We start from the raw sequence: 26077 nt of genomic DNA, 5'->3' as shown, positions 1-26077 counted from the left end.
GGGCGCGTCTCCACCCCGCCGGCACTGTCCGGATGCGAAAACGGCCCGGCGATGCCGGGCCGCTCATTGAGGTCTCAGACCACCGTCCGAGGCTTACGACAGCGAGGCGGCGAAGCGCTGGATGCGGGCGCAGGCTTCCTCGAGGTCCTTGGTGGACGTGGCGTAGGAGATGCGGAAGTTGGGGCCGAGGCCGAAGGCCGAACCCTGCACCACGGCGACGCCTTCCTGCTCCAGCAGCTCGGTGACGAAGTCGTCGTCGGAGGCGATCGCCTTGCCGGCCGCCGTCTTCTTGCCGATCAGGCCGGCGCAGGACGGGTAGACGTAGAAGGCGCCTTCCGGCGTCGGGCAGTGGATGCCCTTGGCCTGGTTCAGCATGGACACCACGAGGTCGCGGCGCTCCTTGAACACCTTGTTGTTCTCGGCGATGAAGTGCTGCGGGCCGGTGAGGGCCTCGAGCGCCGCATACTGCGAGATCGACGAGGGGTTGGAGGTCGACTGCGACTGGATCTTGGCGATGGCCTTGATCAGCTCGGCCGGGCCGCCGGCATAGCCGATACGCCAGCCGGTCATGCAATAGGCCTTGGAGACGCCGTTGACGGTGAGCGTGCGCTCCATCAGCGCCGGCTCGATCTGGGCCGGCGTCGTGAACACGAAGTCGTCGTAGACGAGGTGCTCGTACATGTCGTCGGTCATGATCCAGACCTGCGGATGACGGACGAGCACGTCGGTCAGCGCCTTCAGCTCCTCGCGGGTGTAGGCGGCGCCCGACGGGTTGGACGGCGAGTTGAAGATGAACCACTTCGTCTTCGGGGTGATCGCCTTCTCAAGCGCCTCGGCGGTCAGCTTGAAGTTGGTCTCGATGGTCGCCTCGACGAAGGTCGGGGTGCCGCCGGCGAGCAGCACCATGTCCGGATAGCTCACCCAGTAGGGGGCGGGGATCAGCACTTCGTCGCCGGGGTTCAGCGTCGCCATCAGCGCGTTGTAGAGCACCTGCTTGCCGCCGGTGCCGACGGTGATCTCGGCCGGCTTGTAGATCAGGCCGTTCTCGCGCTTGAACTTGTCGACGATGGCCGTCTTCAGCTCTGGAATGCCGTCGACCGCCGTGTATTTCGTCTTGCCGTCGCGGATCGCCTTGATGGCAGCTTCCTTGATGTTGTCCGGGGTGTCGAAGTCCGGCTCACCGGCACCGAGACCGATGACGTCACGGCCGGCAGCCTTGAGCTCACGCGCCTTGTTGGTCACGGCGATGGTGGCGGAGGGCTTCACGCGGGCAAGCGACTGGGCAAGGAAAGACATTTAAAGGCGTCTCCGAACGTTGAGGAGGTCAATCGTATCGGTTTAAATACGACCCCCTTGATCTATTGCGGTGCGCGCGGTTGCGCAAGGTCAAACCGTGCGAACGCGGGCATTTCCGGTTCTCTGAGCGGAGCCAATGGGCTTTGGCGGGAGGGGGACGGGCGGCGCAAAAAAAAAGCCGGGCGTGAGCCCGGCTATTAAGTTTTGGAATGCGGATCGCAGGGACGATGCCGCACCTTCCAGAGGGGAACAGCTGAAGATTCGCTTTCGCCGGGAGGATGGCGAGGGAACCAACACATCAGCTGAGGTCTATATGCACCCGCCACCGGTGCAAAACAAGGAGGCAAACTGCAAATCTGCTATGCAATATCCCGGTTATTTTGCCCAAACCGTAACATCCTCGTGAAGTCTTTACGGTTTGTTGGTGTTTTCCATTAAGGGGAAACGCGAGTCCTGTTCGGAGCGCACAACGATACGTTGGATCTGTTGGCGGCTAATACCGAGGTATTAGGCCATCGTGCCGGAAAAGAGGGGCCGGCCTCGGAAAATCCGATTGCCAGAGTCGGGAAGGATGGCGGGCTGGAGTATGCAGCAAGCCAGGGCTCGCCGGACGGGCTCTAGTAGGACCAGCGCTGGGCCTTCGACACCAGGAAGTCGCGGAAGGCGTGGACGCGCGCGGAGTTCCTGAGTTCGTCGGGATAGACGAAGTAGGTGTCGTAGGAGAGGAGATCGACCTCGGGGATCAGCTGCTGAAGACCCGAATCCTCCTCGACCAGATAGTCGGGAAGAAGCGCGATGCCGACGCCGCGCTGCACCGAATGCTTGATGGCGACGAGATTGTTGACCCTGAGGGCCGGCAGACGCGGATTGTCGTAGGGCCGGCCAACGCTTTCGAGCCAGTTCATGTCGCGCAAGTAATTGGGCGCGGCGACCCCGAAGGTGATGATCCGGTGCTCGTCGATGTCCTCGATCGTCTTCGGGCTGCCGAAGCGCTTGATGTAGGCGGGCGATGCGAACAGGTGGAAGTGCACCGTGAACAGCTTGCGCTGGATGAGATCGGGCTGCGTCGGCTGGCGCAGACGAATGGCGACGTCGGCCTGCCGCATGGCGAGATCGAGTTCGTCGTCGTTGAGGATGAGCTGCAGCTGGACGTCGGGGTAGAGGTCGACGAACTCGTCGACGCGCGAGGTTAGCCAGGTTGAGCCGATGCCGACGGTGGTGGTGACGCGCAGCGAGCCGGAGGGGCGCTCCCGGCTGTCGGTCAGCCGGCCCTGCACGTCTTCCAGCTTCAGGAGCACGTCATGGGCGGCGCGATAGAGCAGTTCGCCCTGTTCGGTGAGGATGAGGCCGCGCGCGTGGCGGTGGAACAGCGGTACGGCGAGATCCTGCTCGAGGGCGCTGACCTGACGGCTGACGGCGGACTGGCTCATGTTCAGCGTGTCGCCGGCGTGGGTGAAGCTCCCGGCATGGGCGGCGGCATGGAATATTCTGAGCTTGTCCCAATCCATCGCTACCCCCTTTACCGCCCCCTTGATGGCGCTGGCCGCCCTCGGCCATCGCTTGCTCGTGTCGGGCAGGGGCCGGTCTAGCGGGCCGGCCTTGCCGCGTCCTTGTTCTAGAGCAACGCGCGTTCTGGCGAGCGCAAATCGTTGCTCCAGTTCCTACTTCTCGCATTGCTCTTGCGGAAAACCGGTTCCCACTTTTCCGCACAATGCTCTGGAGCATGTCCGGCGAACCCTGGTTCGCCCACATGCTCTATCTTTTTGTTTTCGCGCAACTCCGGACGCAAAACCGGTTCCCACTTTTGCTGGAGTTGCTCTAGCACATCCGCCTGCCCGAAAAGTTTGGCGACTTTTCGAACGGGCTCGTCATTTTTCCTATGGCACCCATTTATCCGAAAAGTATGAAAACTTTTCGAGCTTGGTTTCTACCTTGGCGCATCCGCGTTCTGGCGCAAGCCCTGAATTGCGTCGCCCTGCCAGTTGGTTACGCAACCTTGGTATCAGTTTCGAGGGCGCCGACATAGCGTTCGGCCTCCAATGCCGCCATGCAGCCCATGCCGGCCGCCGTCACCGCCTGGCGGAAATGCTCGTCGGTGACGTCGCCGGCCGCGAAGACGCCGGGCACCGAGGTGGCCGTCGAATCGGGCGCCGTCCAGATATAGCCCGACGACTTCATCCGAACCTGACCGGTGAACAGCGAGGTGGCCGGCGCGTGGCCGATGGCGACGAACACGCCGTCGGCGGCGATGTCGCGCGTGTCGCCCGTCGCCACGTTCTTCAGGCGGACGCCGGTGACGGATGGCGGAAAGCCCTCCTTGCCCAGCACCTCGTCGACGACGCTGTTCCAGATCACTTCGATCTTCGGGTGGTTGAACAGGCGGTTCTGCATCACCCGCTCGGCGCGGAAGGCGTCGCGGCGATGCACCACCGTGACCTTCTCGGCGTGGTGTGTGAGATAGAGCGCTTCCTCGACTGCGGTGTTGCCGCCGCCGATCACCACCACCTGCTTGCCGCGATAGAAGAAGCCGTCGCAGGTGGCGCAGGCCGACACGCCGAAGCCCTGGTACTTCTGCTCCGACGGCAGGCCGAGCCAGCGCGCCTGGGCGCCGGTGGCGATGATCAGCGCGTCGGCCGAGTAGGTGTCGCCGGAATCGCAGGTGAGGGTGAACGGACGCTTGGAAAGGTCGACCGTGGTGACGATGTCGGAGACGAGGCGGGTGCCCATGTGCTCGGCCTGGGCGCGCATCTGCTCCATCAGCCACGGGCCCTGGATCGCCTCGGCGAAGCCCGGATAGTTCTCGACGTCGGTGGTGATGGTGAGCTGGCCGCCCTGCTGCAGGCCGGCGATCAGGATCGGCTCGAGCATGGCGCGGGCGGCGTAGATGGCGGCGGTGTAGCCGGCCGGGCCGGAGCCGATGATCAGGACCTTGGTATGGGTGTGCGTCATGCTCGTCTCGTTTCGTTCGCCATCCCCGCGAGGGCGCTGGCAGGGCGCCACTGGCGGCGTCCGGAGTGGACCGAATGTTAGGTGTCCGGCCCCCGCGTTTCAAGGCGGCGGGACGTCGGCGGGCTCCGGCGCTGCGCGTCGTCCCCTGCCGAATGGCCGGTGGATGCAGGCATCGCCCTTATAATATGTGTTCGTGCCGCCGAAAGATGCTTTCGTCGCGGTGATCGGAACGGTATGTTCCGCGCCGAAGCGAGAGGCATGGCCGGAGGGACTCACCGGCCGGCAAACGCCCGTTTCTGGCGGCTCTCCGGAGGATGCGACATGAAGGCCCGTCTCGACGCCATCGACTGGAAAATCCTGCGCGAGTTGCAGGCCGACGGGCGCATGACCAACGTCGAGCTGGCGAGCCGCGTCGGCATTTCGGCGCCGCCGTGCCTGCGTCGCGTGCGGGCGCTCGAAGAGGCGGGTGTCATCCAGGGTTACCGCGCGTTGATCGACGAGAAGACGCTGGGCTTCGACGTGACGCTGTTCGCCTTCATCTCGCTCACCTCGCAGTCGGAAGCGGAGATCCTCGGCTTCGAAGCGCGGGTGAAGAACTGGCCGCTGGTGCGCGAGAGCTGGATGCAGTCGGGCGAGATCGACTTCATCCTGAAATGCGTCGCCCCCGACCTCAAGACCTGTCAGAACTTCGTGATCGAGCAACTGACGGCGACGCCCAACGTCGGCCAGGTGCGCACCAGCCTGACGCTGAGGCAAATCAAGAACGAGCCGGTGGTGGTGTGATATCGGCGGCGTGAAGCAAGGTTTTCGGCCAAGCGGATCGGGGTGGGCGCTGTTGACAGCTGCCGACGGGCGTAGCATGTCCCTGTCGTCTTTCATCGGGCAGGCGCTTGATCGCTAGCGCTGCCATTGGCCGCCGACCGGTCGGATGTGGAGTGCACGCGTGAGTTTCCTCAAGGACAGGTTTGCCGGTTTCATCGGGCCGGAGCAAAAGCTCGGGCCGCTGGTGCGCCTGTTCCGCGCCAACTTCCGGCCCTATGCGCGGCGCTATGCCTTCGCGCTCTCGATGATGGTGATCGCGGCGCTGGCCACGGCGGGCAGCGCCTATATCATCAAGGACATCATCAACAAGATCTTCATCGACAAGGATGGTGCGCTGGTGTTCGTCATCGCCGGCGCCATCGTCTTCATCTATCTGGTCAAGGGCTTTGCCACCTACTTCTCGTCGGTGACGCTGACCAAGATCGGCAACAGCATGGTGGCCCGGCTGCAGCGGCAGCTTTACGATGCGGTGCTGCGGCAGGACATCGTCTTCTTTCAGCGGCATGCGCTCGGCGACATCATGGTGCGCATTTCCCAGAACGCGTCGGCGGCGCGCGCGGCGATCGACCTGATCGTGCTCAGCCTTGGCCGCGACCTGTTCACGCTGGTTTCGCTCGTCGCCGTCATGGTGGTGCAGAACCCGATCATGTCGGGGCTGTCGCTGCTGATCGCCCCGCCCGCCATTTACGGCATCACCCATCTGCTCAAGAAGGTCCGTACGGCGGCGCGCAAGGAAGTGGTGACGTCGGCCCAGATCGTCACCATCGTGCAGGAGAGCGTGCAGGGCATCCGCGTCGTCAAGTCCTTCGGCCTGGAAGACCGGTTGCGCGCGGCCTTCAACGTGGCGACGGGCAACGTCGAGACGCTCTCCAACCGCATCGCCACGCTGGGCGCCCGCTCCAGCCCGCTGATGGAGACGCTGGGCGGTCTTGCCATTGCCTTCGTGGTGATGTTCGGTGGCTATCAGATCGTCCACTACAATGCCGACCCCGGCGCCTTCTTCTCCTTCATCACGGCGCTGCTGATGGCCTATGAGCCCGCCAAACGGCTGGCCCGCTTCAACCTCGACCTTGAAAAGGCGCTGGTCGGCGTGCGCATGATGTACGAAGTGCTCGACGAGGTGCCGGAGCTGCAATCGGCGCCGGATGCCGTGGAGGCGAAGTTCGACAGCGCCGCCGTCACCTTCGATCGCGTCGACTTCGCCTATGGCGAGGCGCCGGTGCTCAAGGGCCTCAGCCTGACAGCGCCGGAAAACTCGGTGGTGGCGCTGGTCGGTCCGTCGGGCGCCGGCAAGTCGACGGTGTTTTCGCTGGTCGAGCGCTTCTACGACCCGACGGGCGGCGCCGTGCTGGTCAACGGCACCGACATTCGCCGCTTCACCGTGGAGTCGCTGCGCCGCCATGTGGCGCTGGTGACGCAGGACACTTTCCTGTTCGACGGTTCGGTAGCGGCCAACATCGCCGACGGTCGCCCCGATGCGAGCCGGGCCGAGATCGAGGCGGCGGCGCGCGACGCCAACGCCTACGACTTCATCATGGCCATGCCCGACGGTTTTGACTCGCGCGTCGGCGAGGGCGGCGGCAACCTTTCCGGCGGCCAGCGCCAGCGCATCGCCATCGCCCGCGCCATCCTGAGGCAGGCGCCGATCCTGCTGCTCGACGAGGCCACCTCGGCGCTCGACGCCCAGGCCGAACGCGACATTCAGGAAGCGCTGGGGCGTTTGATGAAAGGCCGCACCACCTTCGTCATCGCCCACCGCCTCGCCACGGTGCGAGACGCCGACATCATCTACGTGATGGACAAGGGCGAGGTGGTGCAGAAGGGCAACCACGAGCAACTGATGGCCGAAGGCGGGCTCTACGCTCACCTGCGGGCGTTGCAGTTCAAGGACGAGAAGCCCGACGCTGTCGCCGCCGGCTGAGCCTCCGCCGCGTCAGTCCTTGCGAATGCCTCGCCAGGCCGCCAGCACGGCGGCGGCGATTTCGGCCGTCGCGTTGATCGGCGGGTAGTTGCCGGCGGCAGGAGCGTCCGGAAAGCGGCCGATGCTCGCCTCCTGGCTCAAGAGGGCGATGAAACGCTCGATCTTCGGGTGACCGCCCGACGGGTGGAAGATCTGGATCGGCCGGCCGGTCGTCGCGGCCTCGCCGATCATGTTGGTGGAATCGGCCGTGACGATCAGCTCGTCGGCAAGCGCCATGTAGGCGAGGAAGGGATTGGCGCCCTCGCCATTCCAGAAGACGACGCGCGCTTTCTCCTCCGCAAGCGTCGCGAGGGCGGCGGCAAGTGCCGGTGGGGTGCGCCGCGAGGCGGTGATCATCAGCGAGGCGCCTGTGGCGACGCGCTCCCCGAGCCCGGCCATCAATCGGTCGATATCCCCGGCGCTGAAGTGATGATGGCGGCTGTCGCCGCCGATCAGCACGGCAAGGCGCGGGGGCGGCAACGCGGCGAGATCGGCCGGTGGTTCGGCGCGGATGGCGTCGAGCCGTTGCGCGGAAAGGCGGTTGGGCGCCGTCGTCACCACCATGACGCCGGGGCCGCGCAGCCTGTCGTGCGCCTGAACGATGACGAGGTCGGCGCCGTGGCGGCGCGTTCGCGGATCCTTGAACAGCACCGTGCAGGTGCCGGGAGACAGGTGCTTGAGGTGTCTGAGATAGGCGACGGCGCGTCGCCCGGTGGCAAGGCAGATGTCGGGAAAGGGCGGAGCCAGCGGCGAACCGGGCTGACTTGGCCGTTCGCGCCAGTCGATCGACCCCCAGGGCATCAGCAGGGCGAAGGCCTTGCGCGTATGGACGTGGCGGAGTTCGGGCGTGACGCCCAACGCCTCGGCGATGCCGGTGAGCGGCAGTTCGTCGCCGGCCTTGCCGTCGGTGAGGATCCACACCGAGGGACGGTCGGTCATGGCGCCATCTCCATCAGGCGACAATAGGCGGAGAACTCCTGCTCCAGCATGCGGGTGGTGGTGTAGTTCTCTAGCACGAAGGCGCGGCCGGCCCGCCCCATGTCCCTCAGCCGTTCGGGGGAAACCAGCGCTTGCCCGATGGCGGCGGCCATGGCCTCGGCATCGCCCGGGGTGACCAGCCAGCCGGTAAGGCCGGGCAGCACGGTTTCGCGGCTGCCGCCATGGTCGGTGGCGATGACAGGGGTTTCCATCGCCTCGGCCTCGATGGCGGCGCGGCCGAAGGCTTCCGGTCTGGTCGAGGCGGAAAAGGCGAGATCGGCGGCGGCGAGTAGCACCGGCACATCGCGGCGGCTGCCGGCCAGGATGACGCGGCCGGCGAGATCATGGCCGGCGATGCGCGCCTTCAGGTCGGCGATGACGCCGTCGCTGCCGCTGCCGGCCAGCACGAGGCGCCAGGGGCGGTCGGCGCAACGGGCGAGCGCGTCGATCAGAACCGCGTGGCCCTTCCAGCCGGTGACGCGGCCGACCATGATCAGCAGCGGCTCGCCGTCGCTGACGCCGAACTCCTTGCGAACAGCGGCTTTCTGCGCCTCGGACACGGTGGCGGGATCGAACAGCGCCGGCTCGATGCCGCGTGCCGCCACCACGATGCGGTCGGCCGGGTAGCCGTAGACGGTTTCGATATGGTGGCGGATGAACTGGGAGTTGGCGACCACCAGCGGGCCGCGCAGCATGACGCGATTGTAGAGACGCTTCAGCGCGTTGCCATGGCCATAAACGCCGTGGAACGTCGTGAGGAAGCGGCACCGGCGGCGCGCAAGGCGAACGGCCAGCCAGCCGGCCCAGGCCGGCGCCCGGCTGCGGGCATGCACAATGTCGATCGCCTCGGCATCGATCACCTTCGCGACGGCGAAGGCATTGCGAACCATAGCCCAGGGCGATTTGCGGCCGACCGGAATGGCAAAATGCCGCGCGCCGCCGGCCTCGACCGCCGCCACCAGATCGCCGCCGCCGCTCGCCACGAAGTTGACGATGCCCCGCTCGCGGAGATAGCCGACCATCTCCACCGTGGAGCGCTCGACCCCGCCATCGCCGAGCGCGGGGAGAAGCTGCAGGATGCGGGGGGAGGGGGATATGGTTGCCAGCTTGTGGGAGCCTTCTGGCGTTCCGGAAGAGCCTGTCACCGTCATTCCCTTGTCCGCCCGGCTGTCTTGGTTCACGCGATCGCCTCTTGCTTAGACGCGCGCGCGGCGTTGTTCAACGTGATACGCGGATTTCGGCTGCTTGTGCTGGTTGGGCGCTGTCGGTAATGCTTCGATCATACGCGGTGCCGTTTCAAGGTTGGCATTTGGCGAGCCGGCTGCGGACGGCAGGAAAGGTTTCGGGAAGTCGGATGCTGGGCCTCGGATTACTGTCTTGGAAAGGCTACGATAGCCTGGAGGCCTCGTTGGCCACCTACAACCGGATCGGCATGCTCGACCTGTTCGAAGAGGTTGTCGCCTATCTGCCGGAAGCGGCCGAGCCTGGGCCGTCGATCTGCCGGGCCGCTGGGGTGCGGCCGGTCGAAGCGGCGACGAACCAGGGCATTCTTGCCGGATTCGAAGGGTTGGCCAGGGCGATGACGGCCGATGTCGTGCTTCTGGTCGAGAACGATTGCCCGGTGATCGTCGACCATGCCGAGGCCAGGCGGCAGATCCAGCATGCAAGGCAACTGATCGAGAGTGGCGCCGTGCGGATCGTTCGCCTTCGCTCGCTGGCCGAGCCGGGCGAAGCGTTCACCACGCGCGCGAAGTTTCATCGCTACTTCCCGGCGGAAGGCGCCAGTGGAACGGAGCGGCTGAACGCTTGGCTGAGGCGTCTTCTCAGGCCCGAGCGGACCAGGAGGGCGCTGGGAGAGGCGGTGCTTCACGATCAGCGGCTGGCGGTGGAAAGCGGTGTCGCGCGCCTGGATGCCGAGGGCTTCGCCCTGACGACGTCGCGGCACATTCCCTGGACCAATCAGTCGGTGATGATACGGCGCGAGGATTTCCTCGCCAGCGTGATCGAGGTCGCCAAGGCCGCCGATACGCGCCGCCGCGTCAACGGCGCCAAGAACATCGAAATCGAAATGAACGCCCCGCATTGGCGCAACGCCGAGATCCCCATCGCCGTCGCCCCAGGCATCTTCACCCATCGCCGGGTCGGTAGCCGGGGGTATTGAGGCTAGAGAGCATCCGGCGAACCCCGGTTCGCCAACATGCTCTATCTCTTTGTTTTCACGCAATTCCGGACGCAAAACCGGTGCCCGCTTTTGCTGGGATCGCTCAGTTGATGCCCGTCGGCCAGTGAACGTCGGGCGGTGTTTCTCCAAGGCTCAGTCGCAGCACATAGTCGGCCACGCGGGACGCACCGGTTCTGTCGTGGGCGATGCGATGGCCGAGGGCGCCGATCCGTCGGCGTTTGTCGTCGTCGGCATAAAGGTCGATCATGTGCGACACGAGGTCTTCGCGAGAGCGGTACTCGACGATGCCATCCTCGTAGAGGTCTGACAGGCGGCTCTCCGCCGTGGTCAACGTCGTGACGCCCTGACCGAGCGTCTGGGCCAGCCGATCGGACGAATAGAGATAGGCGAGCTGGTCGGTGGCCTTGTCGTCGAGCGGCAGGTTGGGGCAGACCGCGCCATCGGCCAGTCGCTGCATGAACTCGGTGCTGTCGATGCGCTGCGTGCCGAACGCCTTGCCGCCGGCCGCGAACCGGTAGCCATCGGGCAGCCCCTGCCGGATGCTGTCGATCTGCTCCTCCCGCTTGTCGATTCCGGTGCCGAGGAACTGGCCATCGAACGTCAGGTCCTGGCGGGCGATGTCGAACACCCGGGCGGTTTCCATACCGGAATCCACCGGGTTGGGCATGAAGAACAGGCGCCCCGGCGCAATGCCGAGCCTGCTGGCCTTCTCTCTGTCGGCGGAGGTGATGAAAGCGGCGTCGACATGCCGTGCCCTGTTGGCAAAGCGTTCCATGGCTTCCCGACGGAACAAGGCGTCGACGCAGAACGTCGCCAGCTTGAGGCTCGGCTCGGCGGCGCGCAAACGCTCGTAGAAGGCGTCGTCGATGAGGTCGCAATGGCCGAACAGGACGAGATGCGGGCGGTAGTGGCCGATCAGCTCCAATAGTTGGGCCATCATGCGTTTTCGGCCCAGCTTCTGAGTGCGGAATATCGTCGCCTCGCGGGCGTGATCCCGGTCCGAAAAGCAGAGAACCTGATGGCCGGCGCGGATGAAGCCGTTGGCCAGCTTGCTCTCGGTGTTGAAATAGCGCCGGAAGAGATCGCGGCGACCAAAGTTGGCGACGATGAGGATGCGCTTCGGGGTCATGGAGCAGCTCCAGGCCGGCGGATGCCATGCAATGACCGTAACTCCGCGGCGCGAGCGGCAAGGTAGCGCGGCGACGGTTCGAACCCGGTGAGACGGTTGAGAGCATAGGCCAGAGCCGCCTGCGACAGGGCTGGCAGTCGCTCGCCCGAATCGCGTCGGGCTTTCCATGCCGCCGAGACGAGCTGGCTGACGAGGGCGCGACGGGCGCCGGGCGTTAGGCCGGGCCGCTCAAGAAACGGCAGCAAGGCAAAAAAGCGGTCGTGATGCTGCTGCATATGGTTCCGCGACAGGTTGCTCTCTCCGGTCGGCCTCAGAAAGTAGATGTGGCTTTCCACATAGGCGAGGCGCTCGGCAGCGGCTGACAGCCGGAGCGGCAGCGACTGATCCTGGATGAACACCTGCTCGTCGGCGCCGCCGGCCGCCGCCCAGAGCTGGCGCTCGCAGAGAAAGCCCATGCGAACGATCTTTCGGCTGGCACAAAAGGCCAGCGGGCTGTCCGACACCGTCACCGCTGCATCTTGGGGAATGTCCGGACAGGCATCGCTGCGGCGGGATTGGCCGAATACCACGGGGGAGGCGGTCTTCTTGGCCGTGTCGATCAGGAAGCGCGGAGCGTTGGCAGGCACCATGTCGTCGGCGTCGAGCGCCAGAAGGTACTTGCCTGTCGCCGCGGCGGCGGCCTGGTTGAAACGGATGGCCGGTCCCCGGTTCTCCTCGTTGGCGATCACCTTGATGCGCGGGTCGGTCTCGGCTGCCTGCCGCAGGGCTTGCAACGATCCGTCGGTTGACGCGTCGTCGGCGAAGACGAACTCGACGGCATCCTCGGGGATGCCCCGCTGACGCTGCAGCAGCGCCAGCGTTTCGAGAACGACGTCCGCCTTGTTGTAGACGGCCGAAATGAAGCTGAGGAGCGGGGCGGACATTGCTTACTCGTGCCAGTAGTCGGCGATCCAGGTGGCCGGCAAAAGCCGCTTGTACCACCTGCCCGGCCAGCGGCCGGCCAGCGCATCGTCCGGGTTGGGGCGGCCGTGGAAGACGCAGACGCTGGCCCCTGGCGGCAGCCGGGACGGCAGGAACCAGTTGAGCAGGATGCGAGGGAACTTCCAGCCACCGGGCAGGCAATGAACCTTGAACGACACGCACCAGCCGTCCGGCCAGTAGGTGAGACGGCCCTCCTTGTTCAGCTCTTGCGACAGGAAGGTCTGCTCGATGCGCCAGGTGTCGACCCAGTGCTGCGTCGGCTGGCTGTGAAACAGGTCGAGAAGGTTGGTATGAGCGCCGATCCTGAAGCGGAAGACCGAGGTATTGCCGTTGATGGTCTTGGGCTGGGTCCAGTTGCGAATGACGCAATAGTCGCCCGGATGATCGAAAAACTTGTCGAGCGGGCCGGTGATCAGAACGTCGAGATCGAGAAACAGCGCCAGCCCCTCGAGATCGCCGAGCGTGGCGTTGTAAAGGGCCAGCTTCTTCCAGGGGGTTTTCTCATAGGGCGGATCGATGTCGATCGGCGGCAACGGCATGGCCTCGATCTCGCTGCTGAGACCAGAGGCGTCGTCGGTGAAGCAGACGAAGCGAAACGGGCGTACAAGATTACGCGCCACCATCGCATAGAGGCGATTGGCGTATTCCGGGCCGTAGAGCGTGCCCCACTTCATGCAGACGACGTTGACGATGGGCTCTGTGGTCTGCATCTCGTTCGATTCTCCCTTCGCCACTGCCGTGGCACCGGCAACGCCGACCGTCGTCTTGTATGCCAGCGGCGGGCTGGCCGGCAATGGCGAGCAACTTTATCAAGCGCGAGCCGCTCAGGAAGCCACAGAAGGTCGTAGCCGGCGATAGGTCCGGAGAATCAACTCTTCCGCGTCCCTTTTGCGCTCGAGGCTTGGCTTTTCGACCAGAACCCGGCTGAGCCAGGCGAGGAGATAGCTGATGGCCAAAGCGAGAACCGTCAGAGACACCATGCCGAGCCGATCGCGGAACAGGGCGGACAGCGCCTGCTGAACCGGGAAGCCGTAGATATAGATGCCGTAGGAAATGTCGTCGCGCCCACGCGTGACCTTCAGAAGACGGATATCGGAGAAGGCGGCGCAGAACACCAGATAGGGCAGGGTGAGGCGAGTCAGCGGATCCCAGAGCGCAGTGCCTACCGTCGCCTGGGCCAGTGCGAACAGGACGAGGGCCAGGGCAAGGTTGCGCGGAATCCGGCTCTCCCAGCAGAGCATTGCGGCGCCGACAGCGAAATAGTAGCCGAAGATCCAGTCTGTCTTGGGGCGGAGACCGATATCGGGCATCCAGACAGGTAGCATGGCGCGAACGAAGGCGAAGATGGCGACGGCGACGAAAATGTACTTGAGGCAGAGAGTCCAGTTTGGCTTGATGCGGGCCAGGAAGACGATCAGCCCGAAAGCGAGATACATGCGGATCTCGACCTTCAGCGACCAGAGCGATCCATTCACGGCGCGAGGATAGATGTTGTCCTCGAACACCCCCGGCAGGTCGTAGCGGATCGACATCAGCAGGGTGTTGTGGCCGATGAACGACCAGACGCGGCCATGAAGGTAATAGTCGATAAGGCCGAGAGTGGTGAAAGCGGCGCCCAGGATGAGCGCCATCCACAGGGCGCAGACAAGGGCGCCGGGTACAAGGCGGAACACGCGGGCCAGCGCATAGGACAGAACGGATCGCGATCGGATCGCCGAGCGGGTGACGAGCAGACCGCTGATGACGAAGAAGGCCATGACGCACATCTGGCCGATGTTGTAGCCGGCGCCCAATGCCTGCCAAGGATCCATCGTGCCGCCGAACAGCGGGAAGGCATGGCTGACGATGACCAGCGAAGCGAGCACGAAGCGCAGGAAGTCGAAGTTATTCCCCTCTTGCGACCAGTCACAATTCAGAGCAAACAGTGGCATCGAAACAGGTACTCGCAGGGCATCGGGGGCAAACGAATATGGCACGGGTGACGGTGGGAGTTCCAGTCTATAACGGCGCGCCAATGCTGCGCGAATGCCTGGATTGCCTTCTTTCGCAGACCTACCGCGATTTCGTGATCGTCATAGCTGACAATGCCTCAACAGATGAGACGCCCGAAATCTGTGAGGAGTACGCGGCGAAAGACAGCCGGGTGCGGGTCGTTTGCCATGCGCAAAACAGAGGACCGCTTGCCAACTTCGGTTACCTGCTTGATCAGGCGGATACAGAGTTTTTCATGTGGCGGGCCGACGACGACTTGTCTGATGAGAATTTCATCTCGGAGCTGGTGTCCGTTCTCGATGCCCACCCGGAAGCTCGCCTGGCCATTCCGCGGATCGTGACCGAGCACGGCGATCAAGTCAGAACGGTTGAAAGCTCGTTCACAACGGTCGATGGAAGTGACTTTGCAGACCGGCTTGTGAAGCGTTTGCACAATTACCACGTCAGCGGTTACTATGGTCTGTGGAAGACTGAGTATCTTCAGAAGACCGTGGAGAGAGTCTGGGCGGCCTATCCCGAGCCGTATGCGGGCGATCACCTGACCATGTTGTCCGCTTTTCTGGATGACGTGGCCATTGGAAGCAATGACACGCTCTACATACAAAGAACCTATTCTCCTCCTAAAGGTGATGGCTTGCGAGGCAAGAGGTCTCTTCGTGATCGTATCGCCTTGTATGAAAGGCTTCTGCCTATATTCTACGATTGCTACGAGGAGGAAGTTAAACTGAGAGGGCTTCCCGAGGATCAAGAGCGGCGTATTCTTTCGGAGAAGGTCAGATACACCCGTGAAAAGCTACGGGCGTCGCGCGCGAGGATCTTGCGTTTAAAACTCAAGCTGTTGTTGAAGAGCATGAATCCTGTCGGGGGGCGTTAGGAACAGGTATGCTGTGTACTTGCAGGTGCCTGAAGCGACCCCAAGAAAGGAACGCATTCGAAGGTGTCAGCGAGAGGTGCCTCATGAACCTCTTCGCTTGATGGAAATGCGCACTTCGTATGTCGATCCATTGTCAACGAAGCTCGTGGCCGGGTGGGGCGCAAAGGTGCGGGCACGAATCAGATTGAGCAAATCGCGCGCGCGATACTGGGCGTTGATGTCGAAACGAGAGGCCGGTTCGAGCTGCTTGCTGAGGTGAAAGCTGCCTACGCCCGCTTCTTGCTCTATCAGCTGATGTTCCCCAGCGACAATTGACTGGTAAACATTGGGGAACAGTTCAATCATTGCCCCTAAGCCGCGTTGGTAAAGCGTTTCACCGGTGTCTTCCCAAGTCACGGGCAGTTCGCGCTGACCCACCACGGCGCCGTCATCGATGCCTGGCGTGACCTGATGGATGCTGACGCCGAACGGGGTTTCTTCGACAATTGCCCAGAAATTCGGATGTTTGCCGCGGCCGTGCGGCAACAGGCTGGGGTGAGTGTTGAAGAAGCCCGATTTTGCGGTCGCCAATACGCTCTCCTTGACGATGGAGGGCCACCAGATGAGAAAGCCGAAATCGAACTCGCCAGCCACTTTCAGGCCGTTCTCCGTCTGAGCAGTCCATTCGCTCATCGTCGTGACCGGCAAGCGCTCGGCGAGGCAAAAAGCGTGAATGTCATTCTGTGCGGTACAAACCACAAGCCCTACGTGATCCGCGTGGTTGCTGGCGATCCATCGCAAGACCTCTAGACCGACCGCGGCATCAACGAAGAAAATGTTTCTCACGATTGCATCCCCTTAAGGACTGCACAAACCCGTTCGATCTCTCCTTCCGTCAGGTCATGGTAGCTCGGAAGGTTGATCGCACGGCCGGGCAAATCATAGGCAACAGTGTTTTCCGGCTTGGCTGTGAAGGGTGGAAGCGAGCTCAGCGGCCAGAAGAAGACGCGCGCGTCGATATTTTCAGCGGCAAATGCCTCCTGCAGGCGCTCACGTGTCACACCAGTGTTCGACGCAAACACGGCCGTCGGCATCCAATAGCCGTTGATCGTGCCTTCCGGCTCCGGGTTCAGGGTGAGGCCATTCATGCCACCGAGCAGCTGGCGGTAAGCAGCAAAAATGGTGCGCTTGCGGGCGATCAGGTCATCGATGCGCTCCATCTGGGCGCAGCCGATAGCGGCCTGGATGTTCGACATCTTGTACTTGAAGCCCACTTTGTCCGGCCAGAACTGCTTGGTCTGTCCACGGGCACGCCCGTGATTGGACAGGGTGAGCACCTTCTCATAGAGGTCGTCGTCGTTGGTGACAAACATGCCGCCTTCGCCGGTCGTCACGGTCTTGGTGCCATGGAAGGAGAAGGTTCCAAACGCCCCGATGGACCCGGCACGAGCGCCATGCCACTCGGACCCTATGGCTTCCGCAGCGTCTTCAATGACGGGGATCCCATACTCCCGGCCGAGATCCATAAGATCGTCGAGATTGCACAGGTTGCCGTAGATGTGCACGGCAATGATGGCCTTGGTGCGGGGCGTGATCGCTGCCCGAGCGTTGGCCGGATTTATGCACCAGCTGACCGGATCGACATCGACGAAAACAGGCGTGGCGCCCAGGTACGTGATGGGAGCGGTGGAGGCGATCCAGTTCGTGTCGGCCAAGATGACCTCGTCTCCGGGGCCGACGCCCAGCGCCGCCAAACCCATATGCAGGGCGCCCGTGCAGCTCGATGTTGCTATCGCGTGTTTGACGCCGAGATGGGAACGGAAGGCAGCTTCGAACCGGTTGATATAGTCGTAGCAATGAGCTCCCCAGCCGTTCGCTGCGGCATCGGTGGCATATTCAACTTCGCGCTCTGTGATTGATGGCTTCGTATAGAGAATTCTCGATTTGGTCGACATTCTATCGGTCCCGGAAAAGTGCTGCATCGAATAAGACATATCCGGCGTCTCGCTCGCCGATGACTGCTGGTTCCGCCGGCCAGTCAATGGCGATCATCGGATCGCTCCAGCGAAGTCCGGCGCCGTGTCCTGCCTCAAAGGGGCGGTCGATTTCGTAGACGATGTCGGTGTCGGGCTCCAGCGTCAAGAAGCCGTGGGCGAATCCACGTGGGATGAAAAAGGCGGCCATGCTTTCAGCCGACAGGCGGGTCGCGCACCAGCCTAGGTAGGTCGGGCTTTCGGGGCGGAGGTCCACGGCGACGTCGAAAGCGGCGCCGCGTGTCGCCCTGATGATCTTGCCCTCGGCCCATTCGCCGGGCTGGTAGTGCATGCCACGCAGCGTATGCCGCGCCGGATTGCGGGACAGACTGGTCTGAGCGGCCGAGAAGGCGATGCCGAGCTCGGCGAATTCCTGTGGGCAGGAGAGGCGGGCAAACAGGCCGCGTTCGTCCCGGTGAGGGGTTGGCAACAAGACGACCGGCCCTTCGATCGACAAGCCGAACTCCGGCGCGCGTCGTTCCATCGCTGCCTCTCAGAAGATCCTGATCGAGGGAATGGCCGTCACGAACTGGCCGCCCCAGTCACGGATAAAGCCAAGCTGCTGTTCTATTTCGCTGGAGAGGTTCCAAGGCAGGATCAGCACATAGTCCGGCTTGGTCTGACCGATCAGGTCGGGATCGGCGATGGGCGCATGAACGCCTGGAAGAAGGCGGCCCTGCTTGTGCGGGTTGCGATCGGCGACGAAGGCAATGTCGCTCTCCGACAGGCGGCAGTAGTTCATGAAGGTGTTGCCCTTGGCGGCAGCGCCGTAGCCGGCCACCGTCTTGCCTTCGGTCTTTGTCTTGGCGAGAAAGCGGAGGAAATCGTCCCGCACCTTTTCCACCTTGGCCGTGAAGCCGCGATAGCCTGTTGGGTCGCCTAGATGCGCCTCTGCCTCCGCAGCCCGCACCGTCAGCAGGCCCGGCTCTTCGCCCCACCCGGCCTCGGCGTGACCGGCGAACACACGCAGCGATCCGCCATGGGTCGGCAACTGCTCCACGTCGAACACCACGAGGCCGTGCCGGGCGAGGATGCGCTCCACCGACGTCAGCGACAGGTAGGAATAGTGCTCGTGGTAGATCGTGTCGAATTGGGTGAGGGCGATCAGATTAAGGAGATGGGGGAATTCGAAGGTGACGACGCCCTTCGGTTTCAAGAGCGCCTTGAAGCCGGCGATGAAGTCGGAAATGTCTGGCACATGAGCGAGAACGTTGTTGGCGGCCGCAAGGTCGGCCTGGCCCTTTCCCTTCGCCACCCGCACGGCGGTTGCTTTACCGAAGAAGTCGATCAGCGTAGGAACGCCGCGTTCCTCAGCCTCGCGGGCACAGTTGCCCGCCGGCTCGATGCCGAGGACGGGAATGCCGGCGCCGACGAAATGCTGAAGCAGATAGCCGTCGTTGGATGCTACCTCGACCACGAGCGAATCTTTGCCGAGAGAGAAGCGCCCGATCATGGCTTCTGCGTAGCGGCGGGCATGCTCGACCCAGCTCGGCGAGAAGCTGCTGAAGTAGGCGTAGTCGTCGTGGAAGATGGCGTCGGCCGGCACGTTTTCCGTCGTTTGGGCGAGAAAGCAGCTTTCACAGACCATGACGGCCAACGGAAACGAACGCTCGCCAGTAATGTCGTCTCTCGACCGAAGATTGGAGTTGGCCAGCGGTGTTGTTCCGAGGTCGACCAATGGCAGCGACAGCGGGGCGGAACAAAAACGACAGTGGTGGCTCATAAGTTCACTCCAAGCCCTGGTAGGCTTTGATTTCTTGTCGGGTCAGCTTGTTCATGTCCTCGCCAGCATGCCAGGCTTGGTACCAGCGCGCGGTGGCGTCGATGGCGGCGGTGCCTACCAGCCGGTCGCGCCAGCCGAGCGTCTCTCGTGCCTGACTGGGGTCGAGGGCGAGCTTGGCTGCCTCGATCGAACTCGTTTCTTCCCTGATGCTAAGAAGCTCCGGGCGCCCCATCTCGGCCAGAAGCTGTTCCGCGAAGGCGAGCACGGGGAGGTCGTGGGCGCTTTCCGGTCCAATGTTCATCGTCCTCGGCGTCCCGTGCCTTGTCGCCAGCGCTTCGGCATAGAGCAGATAGCCGCACAGGCAGTCGAGCACGTGTTGCCACGGCCTTGTCGACTTCGGTTGCCGAAGCACGATCGGGGTGCCTGAGACGACGGCTCGCACGCAGTCCGGCACCAGCCGGTCTTCCGAGAAATCGCCACCGCCGATCACGTTGCCGCCGCGCACGGTGGCCACCGGCGTGGACGGGAAATAGCTTTGGGCCATCGAGTGGACCAGGATATCGCAGGCGGCCTTGCTGGCCGAGTAGGGGTCCTTGCCACCCAGCGGGTCAGCTTCGCGGAAGGAACGGCCGCGGCCATCGTTGGCGTAGACCTTGTCGGAGGTCACCACCAACACGGCTTCGAGGCCGGGCAGGTCGCGCAGCGCGTTGAGGAGATTGAGTGTTCCCATGACGTTCGTTCGCCATGTGGTCTCCGGGGCGCGCATCGATCTCCGGACCAAGGCTTGCGCCGCCATGTGCAGCACAATCTGCGGCTGGCTTTGCCTGACAATCTCGGTCACGGACGCAGCGTCACCCAAATCCGCAAAATGGCTGTCGCAGACAAGATCGACGCCTGCCTCGCGATAAAGGCAAGGCCCCTCTTCCGGGGGGAGCGCCAGGGCCGTAACCTCGGCGCCGAGTTCGGCTAGCCACAGGGCGCACCAAGCGCCCTTGAAGCCCGTCTGCCCAGTCAGCAAAACCCGTTTTCCGCTCCAGAATGATGAGCTCGGCACAGATCCGGGAGGCAGTTCCTTCACGGTGCGTCTTTCCATTTCTTCCAAGGCGCAGCGCCGCTTTTCCAAAGGCTCTCCAGATGGTTCTTGTCGCGCAGCGTGTCCATCGGTTGCCAGAAGCCGGTGTGGCGGAAAGCGCGAAGCTGACCTGTGGCCGCCAGCGTCTCCAGTGGCGCGCCTTCCCAGATCGTGTCATCGCCTTTGATCAGGTCAAGACAGTCATGCTGAAGTACGAAGAAGCCGCCGTTGATCAGCCCTTGATCTCCGGGCGGCTTTTCCTCGAAGCGCTCGATGACATCTCCGGCAAGTTTGACGGCTCCGAAGCGACCTGGGGGCACCACGGCGGTCATCGTCGCCCGTGCGCCATGCTGCTTGTGGAAGGCGATGCTGGCGGTGATATCGACGTCGGAAACACCGTCGCCGTAGGTGAAGCAGAAGTTCTCCTCACCTTCCAGGTAGGCGCGAACCCGCCCGAGGCGGCCGCCGGTCATGCTGTTCTCGCCCGTCTCAACCAGGGTGACCTTCCAGGGTTCGGAGACGTTCTGATGGTATTGGATGTCGCCGTTGGCCGTGTCGACAGTCAGGTCGGCGCCATGCCTGAAGTAATTGATGAAGTATTCCTTGATCATATAGCCTTTGTAACCAAGGCATATGACGAACTCCCGAATGCCATGGACCGAGTACATCTTCATGATGTGCCACAGAACGGGCCGGCCACCGATCTCGATCATCGGCTTTGGTCGTATGGTCGTTTCCTCGGAAATACGCGTTCCGAGGCCTCCCGCCAGAATGACTGCCTTCATTTTCGAACCTGTCTACAACCGCTCGCGAGTGCGTGCCCCTGAAGCCGCACAGCGACCTCTTCCCTTTTGGGTCTTTTCCCATGTTTGAGAAGCGTTTTCCATCCTTTCGCGGCGGTACTCAACGCGTTTTCGGTTTAACCAGGTCATGCCCCGCTCTATGGAGACGGGGCTAGGAGGCGCCGTTCAAGCTCACTGAGCGCGCGCACGTTCACAGGGCCAGCTCAGCCAATCTCTTCTTTGTGCTTGAAACAAAACGGTTTATTCTCACGTGCCAGCGGTCGGTCCAGCTGTTGTCGGCGGCGTATTTGGCTGTTCTGACGCCGATATCGGTAAACAGGGGGCTGGCCGGGTCGGAGCACTCGAGTGACTGCACTGGGTAAGGCTGTACTGCGAACACGGGTACACCGTGGTCATAAGATCGATCCATCAGGACATCAATTGCGCCGTGTAGGGTGACGCAATATGCGAGCAAGTCCTTTGCGCCTCGCTTGGTCAGGAGGTAGGCGGAGGCATCCAGCGGACCGTAGGCCAGCTTGAACAGGGCGCGACCTTCTTTCAAGTTTTTTACAAGTTTCTTCGGGCGGGCGTGCTGTCCGGAAAATTTCACGAAATCGACGTTCGGCGCCAGAATTTCCGAAATGATTTCCGGAAGATCTGCCTGGATCTCTACATCATCTTCGAAAATCACATAGGCGTCACATGCGTCATCCGCCAACAGCCGCCGCCAAAGGGAAAGATGGCTCAGGCCGCAAGCTCGCTCGGTCGGCATGAGCGGACGCCCCCAATGACGCCGGGTCCGCGCTTCAGAATAGTCGCTGTCAACCTCACTGATGGTTGCCGGGGTGATGGCTTTGAAAATCTCAAGCGGAATGCCGAAACGACGACATTGAGACGTAATTCTCTCTCGTCGAAAGGTGTTCTTTTCAACGTTGATCGCAAAGTATCGAATCGATGTCGAAGCCATTCTCGATCCCGCCAACCCAGACTCTGGCCGCGTATGCAGGGCGTTGATAGCGATCCCCTTTCGAACCGCCATCCCCCCACAAAAAGCGATGGGGCGTTTACACCGACGGAAAAGGTAATTTCCCTATGCCTTGGCGATAAGGCCGAAGTCGTCACCTCGGCCTCTTCTCGCTTACCTGAACACCACGTCCAGAATCTCATATCCCCTCGCGCCGCCGGGCGCGGCGACTTCGATCTGGTCGCCGACCGATTTGCCGATCAGGGCGCGGGCGATGGGGGAGGAGATGGAGATGCGGCCGCCCTTTACGTCGGCTTCGGCGTCGCCGACGATCTGGTAGGTCTTTTCTTCCTCGGTGTCTTCGTCGACGAGCTTTACGGTTGCGCCGAACTTCACCGTCTTGCCGGTGAGCTTGGCGACGTCGATGATCTCGGCGCGCGACAGCATGTCTTCCAGCTCGGAGATGCGGCCCTCGTTGTGGCTCTGCTGCTCCTTGGCGGCGTGGTATTCGGCGTTTTCGGAGAGGTCGCCATGGGCGCGCGCTTCGGCGATCGCCGCGATGATGCGAGGCCGCTCTTCGGATTTGCGCCGCTGAAGCTCGGTCTCCAGTGCGGCGTGTCCGCCGGCGGTCATCGGGACTTTGTCCATCGGTCTCAAGGCCTTTCAAAAAATCACAGCGCCCGGCGCCAAGGGCACCGGGCCGCGATGTTTCCTGTGTCACCGTGGTAAAGCTCCTCCCGGAACCCTCGGCAACTCTGTGATACGGGCACGTCGCCCTACACAACCGCTTTTACGAGGAGTTTGCAACTCCCCGGCGGGTGGCATGACGACACGCCAATTCCGTCCTACCCGGCTTTGCCGAAGTAGGATTGCAGCGGACGAACCTCGCGAACACCCGAGGACCAAGCCCCGATTCCGCGCGCCGCCGCGATCGACCCCGCCAAGGTGGTATAATACGGGACTTTCTGCAAGAGGGCAGCACGGCGCAATGAACGACTATCGGCAAGCGCCTGGGCGCCGTCGGTGGTGTTGAACACCAGCTGCACCTCGCCATTGTTGATGGCGTCGACGCAGTGCGGCCGTCCCTCGCGCACTTTCTTGGTGAGAATGGCGGGGATGCCGTGCTCGACGAGATACTCGTGCGTGCCGGCGGTGGCGATCACCTTGAAGCCGATTTCGACGAGGCCGCGCACCGAATCGAGGATGCGCGGCTTATCGCCATCGCGCATGGAGACGAACAGCGTGCCGGCGGTCGGCACCTTGGTGCCCGAGCCGAGCTGCGCCTTGGCAAAGGCCACCGAGAAGTTCCGGTCGAGGCCCATCACCTCGCCGGTCGAGCGCATCTCCGGGCCGAGCACGGTGTCGACGCCGGGGAAGCGGGCGAAGGGGAACACCGCTTCCTTCACCGCCACGTGGCCGAGCTTCTCCTCGCTGAGCGAGAAGCCGTCCAGCGTCTCGCCGGCCATGACGCGGGCGGCGATCTTGGCCACCGGCTTGCCGATGGTCTTGGCGACGAAGGGCACCGTGCGCGAGGCGCGCGGGTTCACTTCGAGGATGTAGATGGCGCCGTCTTTCACCGCATACTGCACGTTCATCAGGCCGACGACGTCGAGCGCCAGCGCCATCTGGCGGGTCTGGCGCTTCAGTTCCTCGACGGTGGCGGCCGGCAGCGAGTAGGTCGGCAGCGAACAGGCCGAGTCGCCCGAATGGATGCCGGCTTCCTCGATGTGCTCCATCACGCCGGCGACGAACACCTCCTTGCCGTCGGAAAGGGCGTCGACGTCCACCTCGATGGCGTCCGAGAGATAGCGGTCGAACAGCAGCGGGCTCTTGCCGAGCACCATGTTGATCTGGCCGGTCTTGTCGTTGGGATACTGCGCCTTGACGTCGGCCGGCACCAGCGCCGGCAGCGTGCCGGAGAGGTAGGCGTCAAAGCCCGCCTCGTCGCGGATGATCTCCATGGCGCGTCCGCCCAGCACGTAGGACGGGCGAACCACCAGCGGGAACTTCAGCTCGTTCGCCACCAGTCGCGCCTGCTCGATGGAGTAGGCGATGCCGTTCTTGGGCTGCTTGAGGCCGAGCTTGTCCAGGAGGCGCTTGAAGCGGTCGCGGTCCTCGGCGAGGTCGATGGCGTCGGGCGAGGTGCCGAGGATCGGGATGCCGGCGCGCTCCAGCGTGTCGGCCAGCTTCAGCGGCGTCTGGCCGCCGAACTGGACGATGACGCCGGCGAGCGTTCCGTTCTGCTGCTCGACGCGCAGGATCTCCAGCACGTCCTCGCCGGTCAGCGGCTCGAAGTAGAGGCGGTCGGAGGTGTCGTAGTCGGTCGACACGGTCTCCGGGTTGCAGTTGACCATGATGGTCTCGTAACCGGCGTCGCTGAGCGCGAAGCAGGCGTGGCAGCAGCAATAGTCGAACTCGATGCCCTGGCCGATGCGGTTGGGGCCGCCGCCGAGGATGACCACCTTCTTGCGGTCGGAGGGCTGCGCCTCATCGGCCAGCTTGCCGGCGAAGGGCATCTCGTAGGTCGAGTACATGTAGGCGGTCGGCGAGGCGAACTCGGCGGCGCAGGTGTCGATGCGCTTGTAGACCGGGTGGACGCCGAGCGTCTCGCGCAGCGCCTTCACGTCTTCCACCGGCTTGTGGGCGAGTTCGGCGAGGCGGGCGTCGGAGAAGCCCATGGCCTTGAGGCGCGTCAGCCAGGGCGCCGTCTCGGGCAGGCCGTTCTCGCGGATCTTGGCCTCGGTTTCGACGATGCCATGGATCTCGCGCAGGAACCACGGGTCGATGTGGGAGATGTCGTAGATCTCGTCGAGCGTGAAGCCGCGGCGCATCGCCTCGGCCACGTGGCGCAGCCGGTCGGGCGTCGGGGTGCCGAGGGCGGCGCGGATGGCGTTGCGCTCGTCCTCGGGTGCGCCGGGGATCTCGATCTCGTTGAGGCCGGAGAGGCCGGTCTCGAGGCCGCGCAAGGCCTTCTGCAGCGACTCCTGGAAGGTGCGGCCGATGGCCATCACCTCGCCGACCGACTTCATGGCGGTGGTGAGATTCGGTTCGGCGCCGGGAAACTTCTCGAAGGCGAAGCGCGGGATCTTGGTGACGACGTAGTCGATGGTCGGCTCGAAGGCGGCCGGCGTGGCGCCGCCGGTGATGTCGTTGGCCAGCTCGTCCAGCGTGTAGCCGACGGCGAGGCGGGCGGCGACCTTGGCGATCGGGAAGCCGGTGGCCTTGGAGGCCAGCGCCGAGGAGCGCGACACGCGCGGGTTCATCTCGATGACGATCATCCGGCCGTCGGCCGGGTTGATGGCGAACTGGACGTTGGAGCCGCCGGTCTCGACGCCGATCTCACGCAGCACCGCGCAGGCGGCGTTGCGCATGATCTGGTATTCCTTGTCGGTCAGCGTCAGCGCCGGCGCCACGGTGATCGAATCACCGGTGTGGACGCCCATCGGGTCGACGTTCTCGATGGAGCAGATGATGATGCAGTTGTCGTCCTTGTCGCGGACGACCTCCATCTCGAACTCCTTCCAGCCGAGCACCGATTCTTCCACCAGCACCTCGTTGGTGGGCGATGCCTCGACGCCGGACATGACGAGGTCGTAGAGCTCCTCGATGGTGTAGGCGATGCCGCCGCCGGTGCCGCCCATGGTGAAGGACGGGCGGATGATGGCCGGCAGGCCGGTCACCTTGTAGGCCTTCAGCGCCTGCAGGCGGGCGGTGAGGTTGTATTCCTCGCGCCGGGCCTTCTCGTCGGTGGCCCATTCGCCCTCGAAGGCGGCCAGCGCCTTGGCGCGGGCGTCGTCCTCGGGGTGGGCGGCGATGGCGGCCGACCGGCGCGCTTCGTATTCGGCGCGGAACTGCTGCTTGAGGGCCGAGGTGTTGACGAAGGCGGCCTTCGGCGTGTCGAGGCCGATGCGCGTCATGGCCTCGCGGAACAGCTCGCGGTCCTCGGCCTTGTCGATGGCCTCGGCGGTGGCGCCGATCATCTCGACGCCGTGCTTTTCGAGAACGCCCATCTTTTTCAGCGACAGCGCGGTGTTGAGCGCCGTCTGGCCGCCCATGGTGGGCAGCAGGGCGAGGCGGTCGTTCGGCCGCTCGGCCCGCTCGCGCTCGATGATCCGCGCCACCATTTCCGGGGTGATCGGCTCGATGTAGGTGGCGTCCGCCATCTCCGGATCGGTCATGATGGTGGCCGGATTGGAGTTGACGAGGACGATGCGGTAGCCTTCCGCTCGCAAGGCCTTGCAGGCCTGGGTACCCGAGTAGTCGAACTCGCAGGCCTGACCGATGACGATCGGGCCGGCGCCGATGATGAGGATGGTGTCGATATCGGTGCGTCTGGGCATCTTCACTCGCGTGTAAACGCG

General features: G+C 63.6%; 22 protein-coding genes. 4 read left to right on the top strand and 18 right to left on the bottom strand.

The window, feature by feature from the left end:
• Positions 1-93 precede the first annotated feature (93 nt).
• The 3 genes from M4J40_RS08380 to trxB form a co-directional block, all read right to left on the bottom strand.
• Positions 94-1296: a pyridoxal phosphate-dependent aminotransferase gene (locus tag M4J40_RS08380; protein ID WP_251753624.1), complete on the bottom strand. Its 1203-nt coding sequence runs from the start codon at positions 1294-1296 to the stop codon at positions 94-96.
• 617 nt (positions 1297-1913) lie between these two features.
• The gene (locus tag M4J40_RS08375; RefSeq protein ID WP_251753622.1) at positions 1914-2804 is read right to left on the bottom strand and encodes a LysR family transcriptional regulator; all 891 of its coding nucleotides are present in this window, start codon (positions 2802-2804) and stop codon (positions 1914-1916) included.
• A 478-nt stretch (positions 2805-3282) separates the two neighbouring features.
• The gene (gene trxB / locus M4J40_RS08370; RefSeq protein ID WP_251753620.1) at positions 3283-4245 is read right to left on the bottom strand and encodes a thioredoxin-disulfide reductase; all 963 of its coding nucleotides are present in this window, start codon (positions 4243-4245) and stop codon (positions 3283-3285) included.
• 321 nt (positions 4246-4566) lie between these two features.
• On the opposite strand from trxB, the gene M4J40_RS08365 reads away from it, so the two are divergent.
• Positions 4567-5028 (top strand): Lrp/AsnC family transcriptional regulator, encoded by a 462-nt coding sequence (locus M4J40_RS08365; protein WP_251729894.1) that lies wholly within the window; start codon positions 4567-4569, stop codon positions 5026-5028.
• A 160-nt stretch (positions 5029-5188) separates the two neighbouring features.
• The gene (locus tag M4J40_RS08360) at positions 5189-6988 is read left to right on the top strand and encodes an ABC transporter transmembrane domain-containing protein (protein ID WP_251753617.1); all 1800 of its coding nucleotides are present in this window, start codon (positions 5189-5191) and stop codon (positions 6986-6988) included.
• A 12-nt stretch (positions 6989-7000) separates the two neighbouring features.
• Here M4J40_RS08360 and M4J40_RS08355 read toward each other — a convergent pair whose 3' ends face one another.
• Positions 7001-7966 (bottom strand): mitochondrial fission ELM1 family protein, encoded by a 966-nt coding sequence (locus tag M4J40_RS08355; protein ID WP_251753616.1) that lies wholly within the window; start codon positions 7964-7966, stop codon positions 7001-7003.
• Positions 7963-9186: a glycosyltransferase family 4 protein gene (locus M4J40_RS08350; protein ID WP_251753613.1), complete on the bottom strand. Its 1224-nt coding sequence runs from the start codon at positions 9184-9186 to the stop codon at positions 7963-7965. Before M4J40_RS08350 ends, M4J40_RS08355 begins: the two co-directional genes overlap by 4 nt.
• A 227-nt stretch (positions 9187-9413) precedes the next feature.
• Here M4J40_RS08350 and M4J40_RS08345 point away from each other — a divergent pair, with 227 nt between their 5' ends.
• Positions 9414-10166: a hypothetical protein gene (locus M4J40_RS08345; protein ID WP_251753612.1), complete on the top strand. Its 753-nt coding sequence runs from the start codon at positions 9414-9416 to the stop codon at positions 10164-10166.
• 103 nt (positions 10167-10269) lie between these two features.
• Here the strand turns inward: M4J40_RS08345 and M4J40_RS08340 are convergent, their stop codons facing one another.
• From M4J40_RS08340 to M4J40_RS08325, 4 genes are all read right to left on the bottom strand, one after another.
• Positions 10270-11316 (bottom strand): glycosyltransferase, encoded by a 1047-nt coding sequence (locus tag M4J40_RS08340; protein WP_251753610.1) that lies wholly within the window; start codon positions 11314-11316, stop codon positions 10270-10272.
• A complete protein-coding gene (locus M4J40_RS08335) occupies positions 11313-12239 on the bottom strand; it encodes a glycosyltransferase family 2 protein (protein WP_251753608.1) in 927 nt (308 codons plus the stop codon). The genes M4J40_RS08340 and M4J40_RS08335 overlap by 4 nt, the downstream gene beginning before the upstream one ends.
• Before the next feature lie 3 nt (positions 12240-12242).
• Positions 12243-13007 (bottom strand): hypothetical protein, encoded by a 765-nt coding sequence (locus tag M4J40_RS08330; RefSeq protein WP_251753605.1) that lies wholly within the window; start codon positions 13005-13007, stop codon positions 12243-12245.
• Between the two features lie 114 nt (positions 13008-13121).
• Positions 13122-14228 carry an acyltransferase gene (locus tag M4J40_RS08325; RefSeq protein WP_251753603.1) on the bottom strand — a complete coding sequence of 369 codons (1107 nt, stop codon included), beginning with the start codon at positions 14226-14228 and terminating at the stop codon, positions 13122-13124.
• 38 nt (positions 14229-14266) lie between these two features.
• Here M4J40_RS08325 and M4J40_RS08320 point away from each other — a divergent pair, with 38 nt between their 5' ends.
• A complete protein-coding gene (locus M4J40_RS08320) occupies positions 14267-15163 on the top strand; it encodes a glycosyltransferase family 2 protein (protein WP_251753601.1) in 897 nt (298 codons plus the stop codon).
• Between the two features lie 81 nt (positions 15164-15244).
• On the opposite strand, the gene M4J40_RS08315 is transcribed toward M4J40_RS08320, so the two are convergent.
• The 9 genes from M4J40_RS08315 to carB all read right to left on the bottom strand — a co-directional run bounded on the left by M4J40_RS08315 (position 15245) and on the right by carB (position 26056).
• Complete coding sequence (locus M4J40_RS08315; RefSeq protein WP_251753599.1) at positions 15245-15988, bottom strand: formyltransferase family protein; 744 nt, start codon at positions 15986-15988, stop codon at positions 15245-15247.
• A complete protein-coding gene (locus M4J40_RS08310) occupies positions 15985-17097 on the bottom strand; it encodes a DegT/DnrJ/EryC1/StrS aminotransferase family protein (RefSeq protein ID WP_251753597.1) in 1113 nt (370 codons plus the stop codon). Before M4J40_RS08310 ends, M4J40_RS08315 begins: the two co-directional genes overlap by 4 nt.
• A 1-nt stretch (position 17098) precedes the next feature.
• On the bottom strand, positions 17099-17659 hold the full coding sequence (locus tag M4J40_RS08305; RefSeq protein WP_251753596.1) for a dTDP-4-dehydrorhamnose 3,5-epimerase family protein: 561 nt from the start codon (positions 17657-17659) through the stop codon (positions 17099-17101).
• A gap of 9 nt (positions 17660-17668) precedes the next feature.
• Positions 17669-18898, bottom strand: a complete 1230-nt coding sequence (locus tag M4J40_RS08300) for a class I SAM-dependent methyltransferase (protein WP_251753594.1) — start codon at positions 18896-18898, stop codon at positions 17669-17671.
• A 4-nt stretch (positions 18899-18902) separates the two neighbouring features.
• The gene (gene rfbG, locus M4J40_RS08295; protein WP_405030729.1) at positions 18903-19916 is read right to left on the bottom strand and encodes a CDP-glucose 4,6-dehydratase; all 1014 of its coding nucleotides are present in this window, start codon (positions 19914-19916) and stop codon (positions 18903-18905) included.
• Positions 19917-19972: 56 nt separating this feature from the next.
• A complete protein-coding gene (gene rfbF / locus M4J40_RS08290) occupies positions 19973-20755 on the bottom strand; it encodes a glucose-1-phosphate cytidylyltransferase (RefSeq protein WP_251753589.1) in 783 nt (260 codons plus the stop codon).
• Positions 20756-20963: 208 nt separating this feature from the next.
• A complete protein-coding gene (locus tag M4J40_RS08285; protein WP_251753588.1) occupies positions 20964-21719 on the bottom strand; it encodes a glycosyltransferase family 25 protein in 756 nt (251 codons plus the stop codon).
• Between the two features lie 171 nt (positions 21720-21890).
• Positions 21891-22364: a transcription elongation factor GreA gene (greA, locus tag M4J40_RS08280; RefSeq protein WP_251753586.1), complete on the bottom strand. Its 474-nt coding sequence runs from the start codon at positions 22362-22364 to the stop codon at positions 21891-21893.
• Positions 22365-22561: 197 nt separating this feature from the next.
• Entirely contained in the window at positions 22562-26056 is a 3495-nt protein-coding gene (carB, locus tag M4J40_RS08275; protein ID WP_251753585.1) for a carbamoyl-phosphate synthase large subunit, read from the bottom strand.
• Positions 26057-26077 lie beyond the last annotated feature (21 nt).

The sequence above is a fragment of the Pleomorphomonas sp. JP5 genome (assembly GCF_023721815.1).
GTDB lineage: Bacteria > Pseudomonadota > Alphaproteobacteria > Rhizobiales > Pleomorphomonadaceae > Pleomorphomonas.
This window is presented reverse-complemented; position numbering and strand designations above follow the sequence as displayed.

Coding starts and splice junctions, on each gene's coding strand:
- M4J40_RS08380 (WP_251753624.1), bottom strand. CDS start 1,296: ATGTCTTTCCTTGCCCAGTCGCTTGCCCGCGTGAAGCCCTCCGCCACC.
- M4J40_RS08375 (WP_251753622.1), bottom strand. CDS start 2,804: ATGGATTGGGACAAGCTCAGAATATTCCATGCCGCCGCCCATGCCGGG.
- trxB (WP_251753620.1), bottom strand. CDS start 4,245: ATGACGCACACCCATACCAAGGTCCTGATCATCGGCTCCGGCCCGGCC.
- M4J40_RS08365 (WP_251729894.1), top strand. CDS start 4,567: ATGAAGGCCCGTCTCGACGCCATCGACTGGAAAATCCTGCGCGAGTTG.
- M4J40_RS08355 (WP_251753616.1), bottom strand. CDS start 7,966: ATGACCGACCGTCCCTCGGTGTGGATCCTCACCGACGGCAAGGCCGGC.
- M4J40_RS08340 (WP_251753610.1), bottom strand. CDS start 11,316: ATGACCCCGAAGCGCATCCTCATCGTCGCCAACTTTGGTCGCCGCGAT.
- M4J40_RS08335 (WP_251753608.1), bottom strand. CDS start 12,239: ATGTCCGCCCCGCTCCTCAGCTTCATTTCGGCCGTCTACAACAAGGCG.
- M4J40_RS08330 (WP_251753605.1), bottom strand. CDS start 13,007: ATGCAGACCACAGAGCCCATCGTCAACGTCGTCTGCATGAAGTGGGGC.
- M4J40_RS08325 (WP_251753603.1), bottom strand. CDS start 14,228: ATGCCACTGTTTGCTCTGAATTGTGACTGGTCGCAAGAGGGGAATAAC.
- M4J40_RS08320 (WP_251753601.1), top strand. CDS start 14,267: ATGGCACGGGTGACGGTGGGAGTTCCAGTCTATAACGGCGCGCCAATG.
- M4J40_RS08310 (WP_251753597.1), bottom strand. CDS start 17,097: ATGTCGACCAAATCGAGAATTCTCTATACGAAGCCATCAATCACAGAG.
- M4J40_RS08305 (WP_251753596.1), bottom strand. CDS start 17,659: ATGGAACGACGCGCGCCGGAGTTCGGCTTGTCGATCGAAGGGCCGGTC.
- M4J40_RS08300 (WP_251753594.1), bottom strand. CDS start 18,898: ATGAGCCACCACTGTCGTTTTTGTTCCGCCCCGCTGTCGCTGCCATTG.
- rfbF (WP_251753589.1), bottom strand. CDS start 20,755: ATGAAGGCAGTCATTCTGGCGGGAGGCCTCGGAACGCGTATTTCCGAG.
- M4J40_RS08285 (WP_251753588.1), bottom strand. CDS start 21,719: ATGGCTTCGACATCGATTCGATACTTTGCGATCAACGTTGAAAAGAAC.
- greA (WP_251753586.1), bottom strand. CDS start 22,364: ATGGACAAAGTCCCGATGACCGCCGGCGGACACGCCGCACTGGAGACC.
- carB (WP_251753585.1), bottom strand. CDS start 26,056: ATGCCCAGACGCACCGATATCGACACCATCCTCATCATCGGCGCCGGC.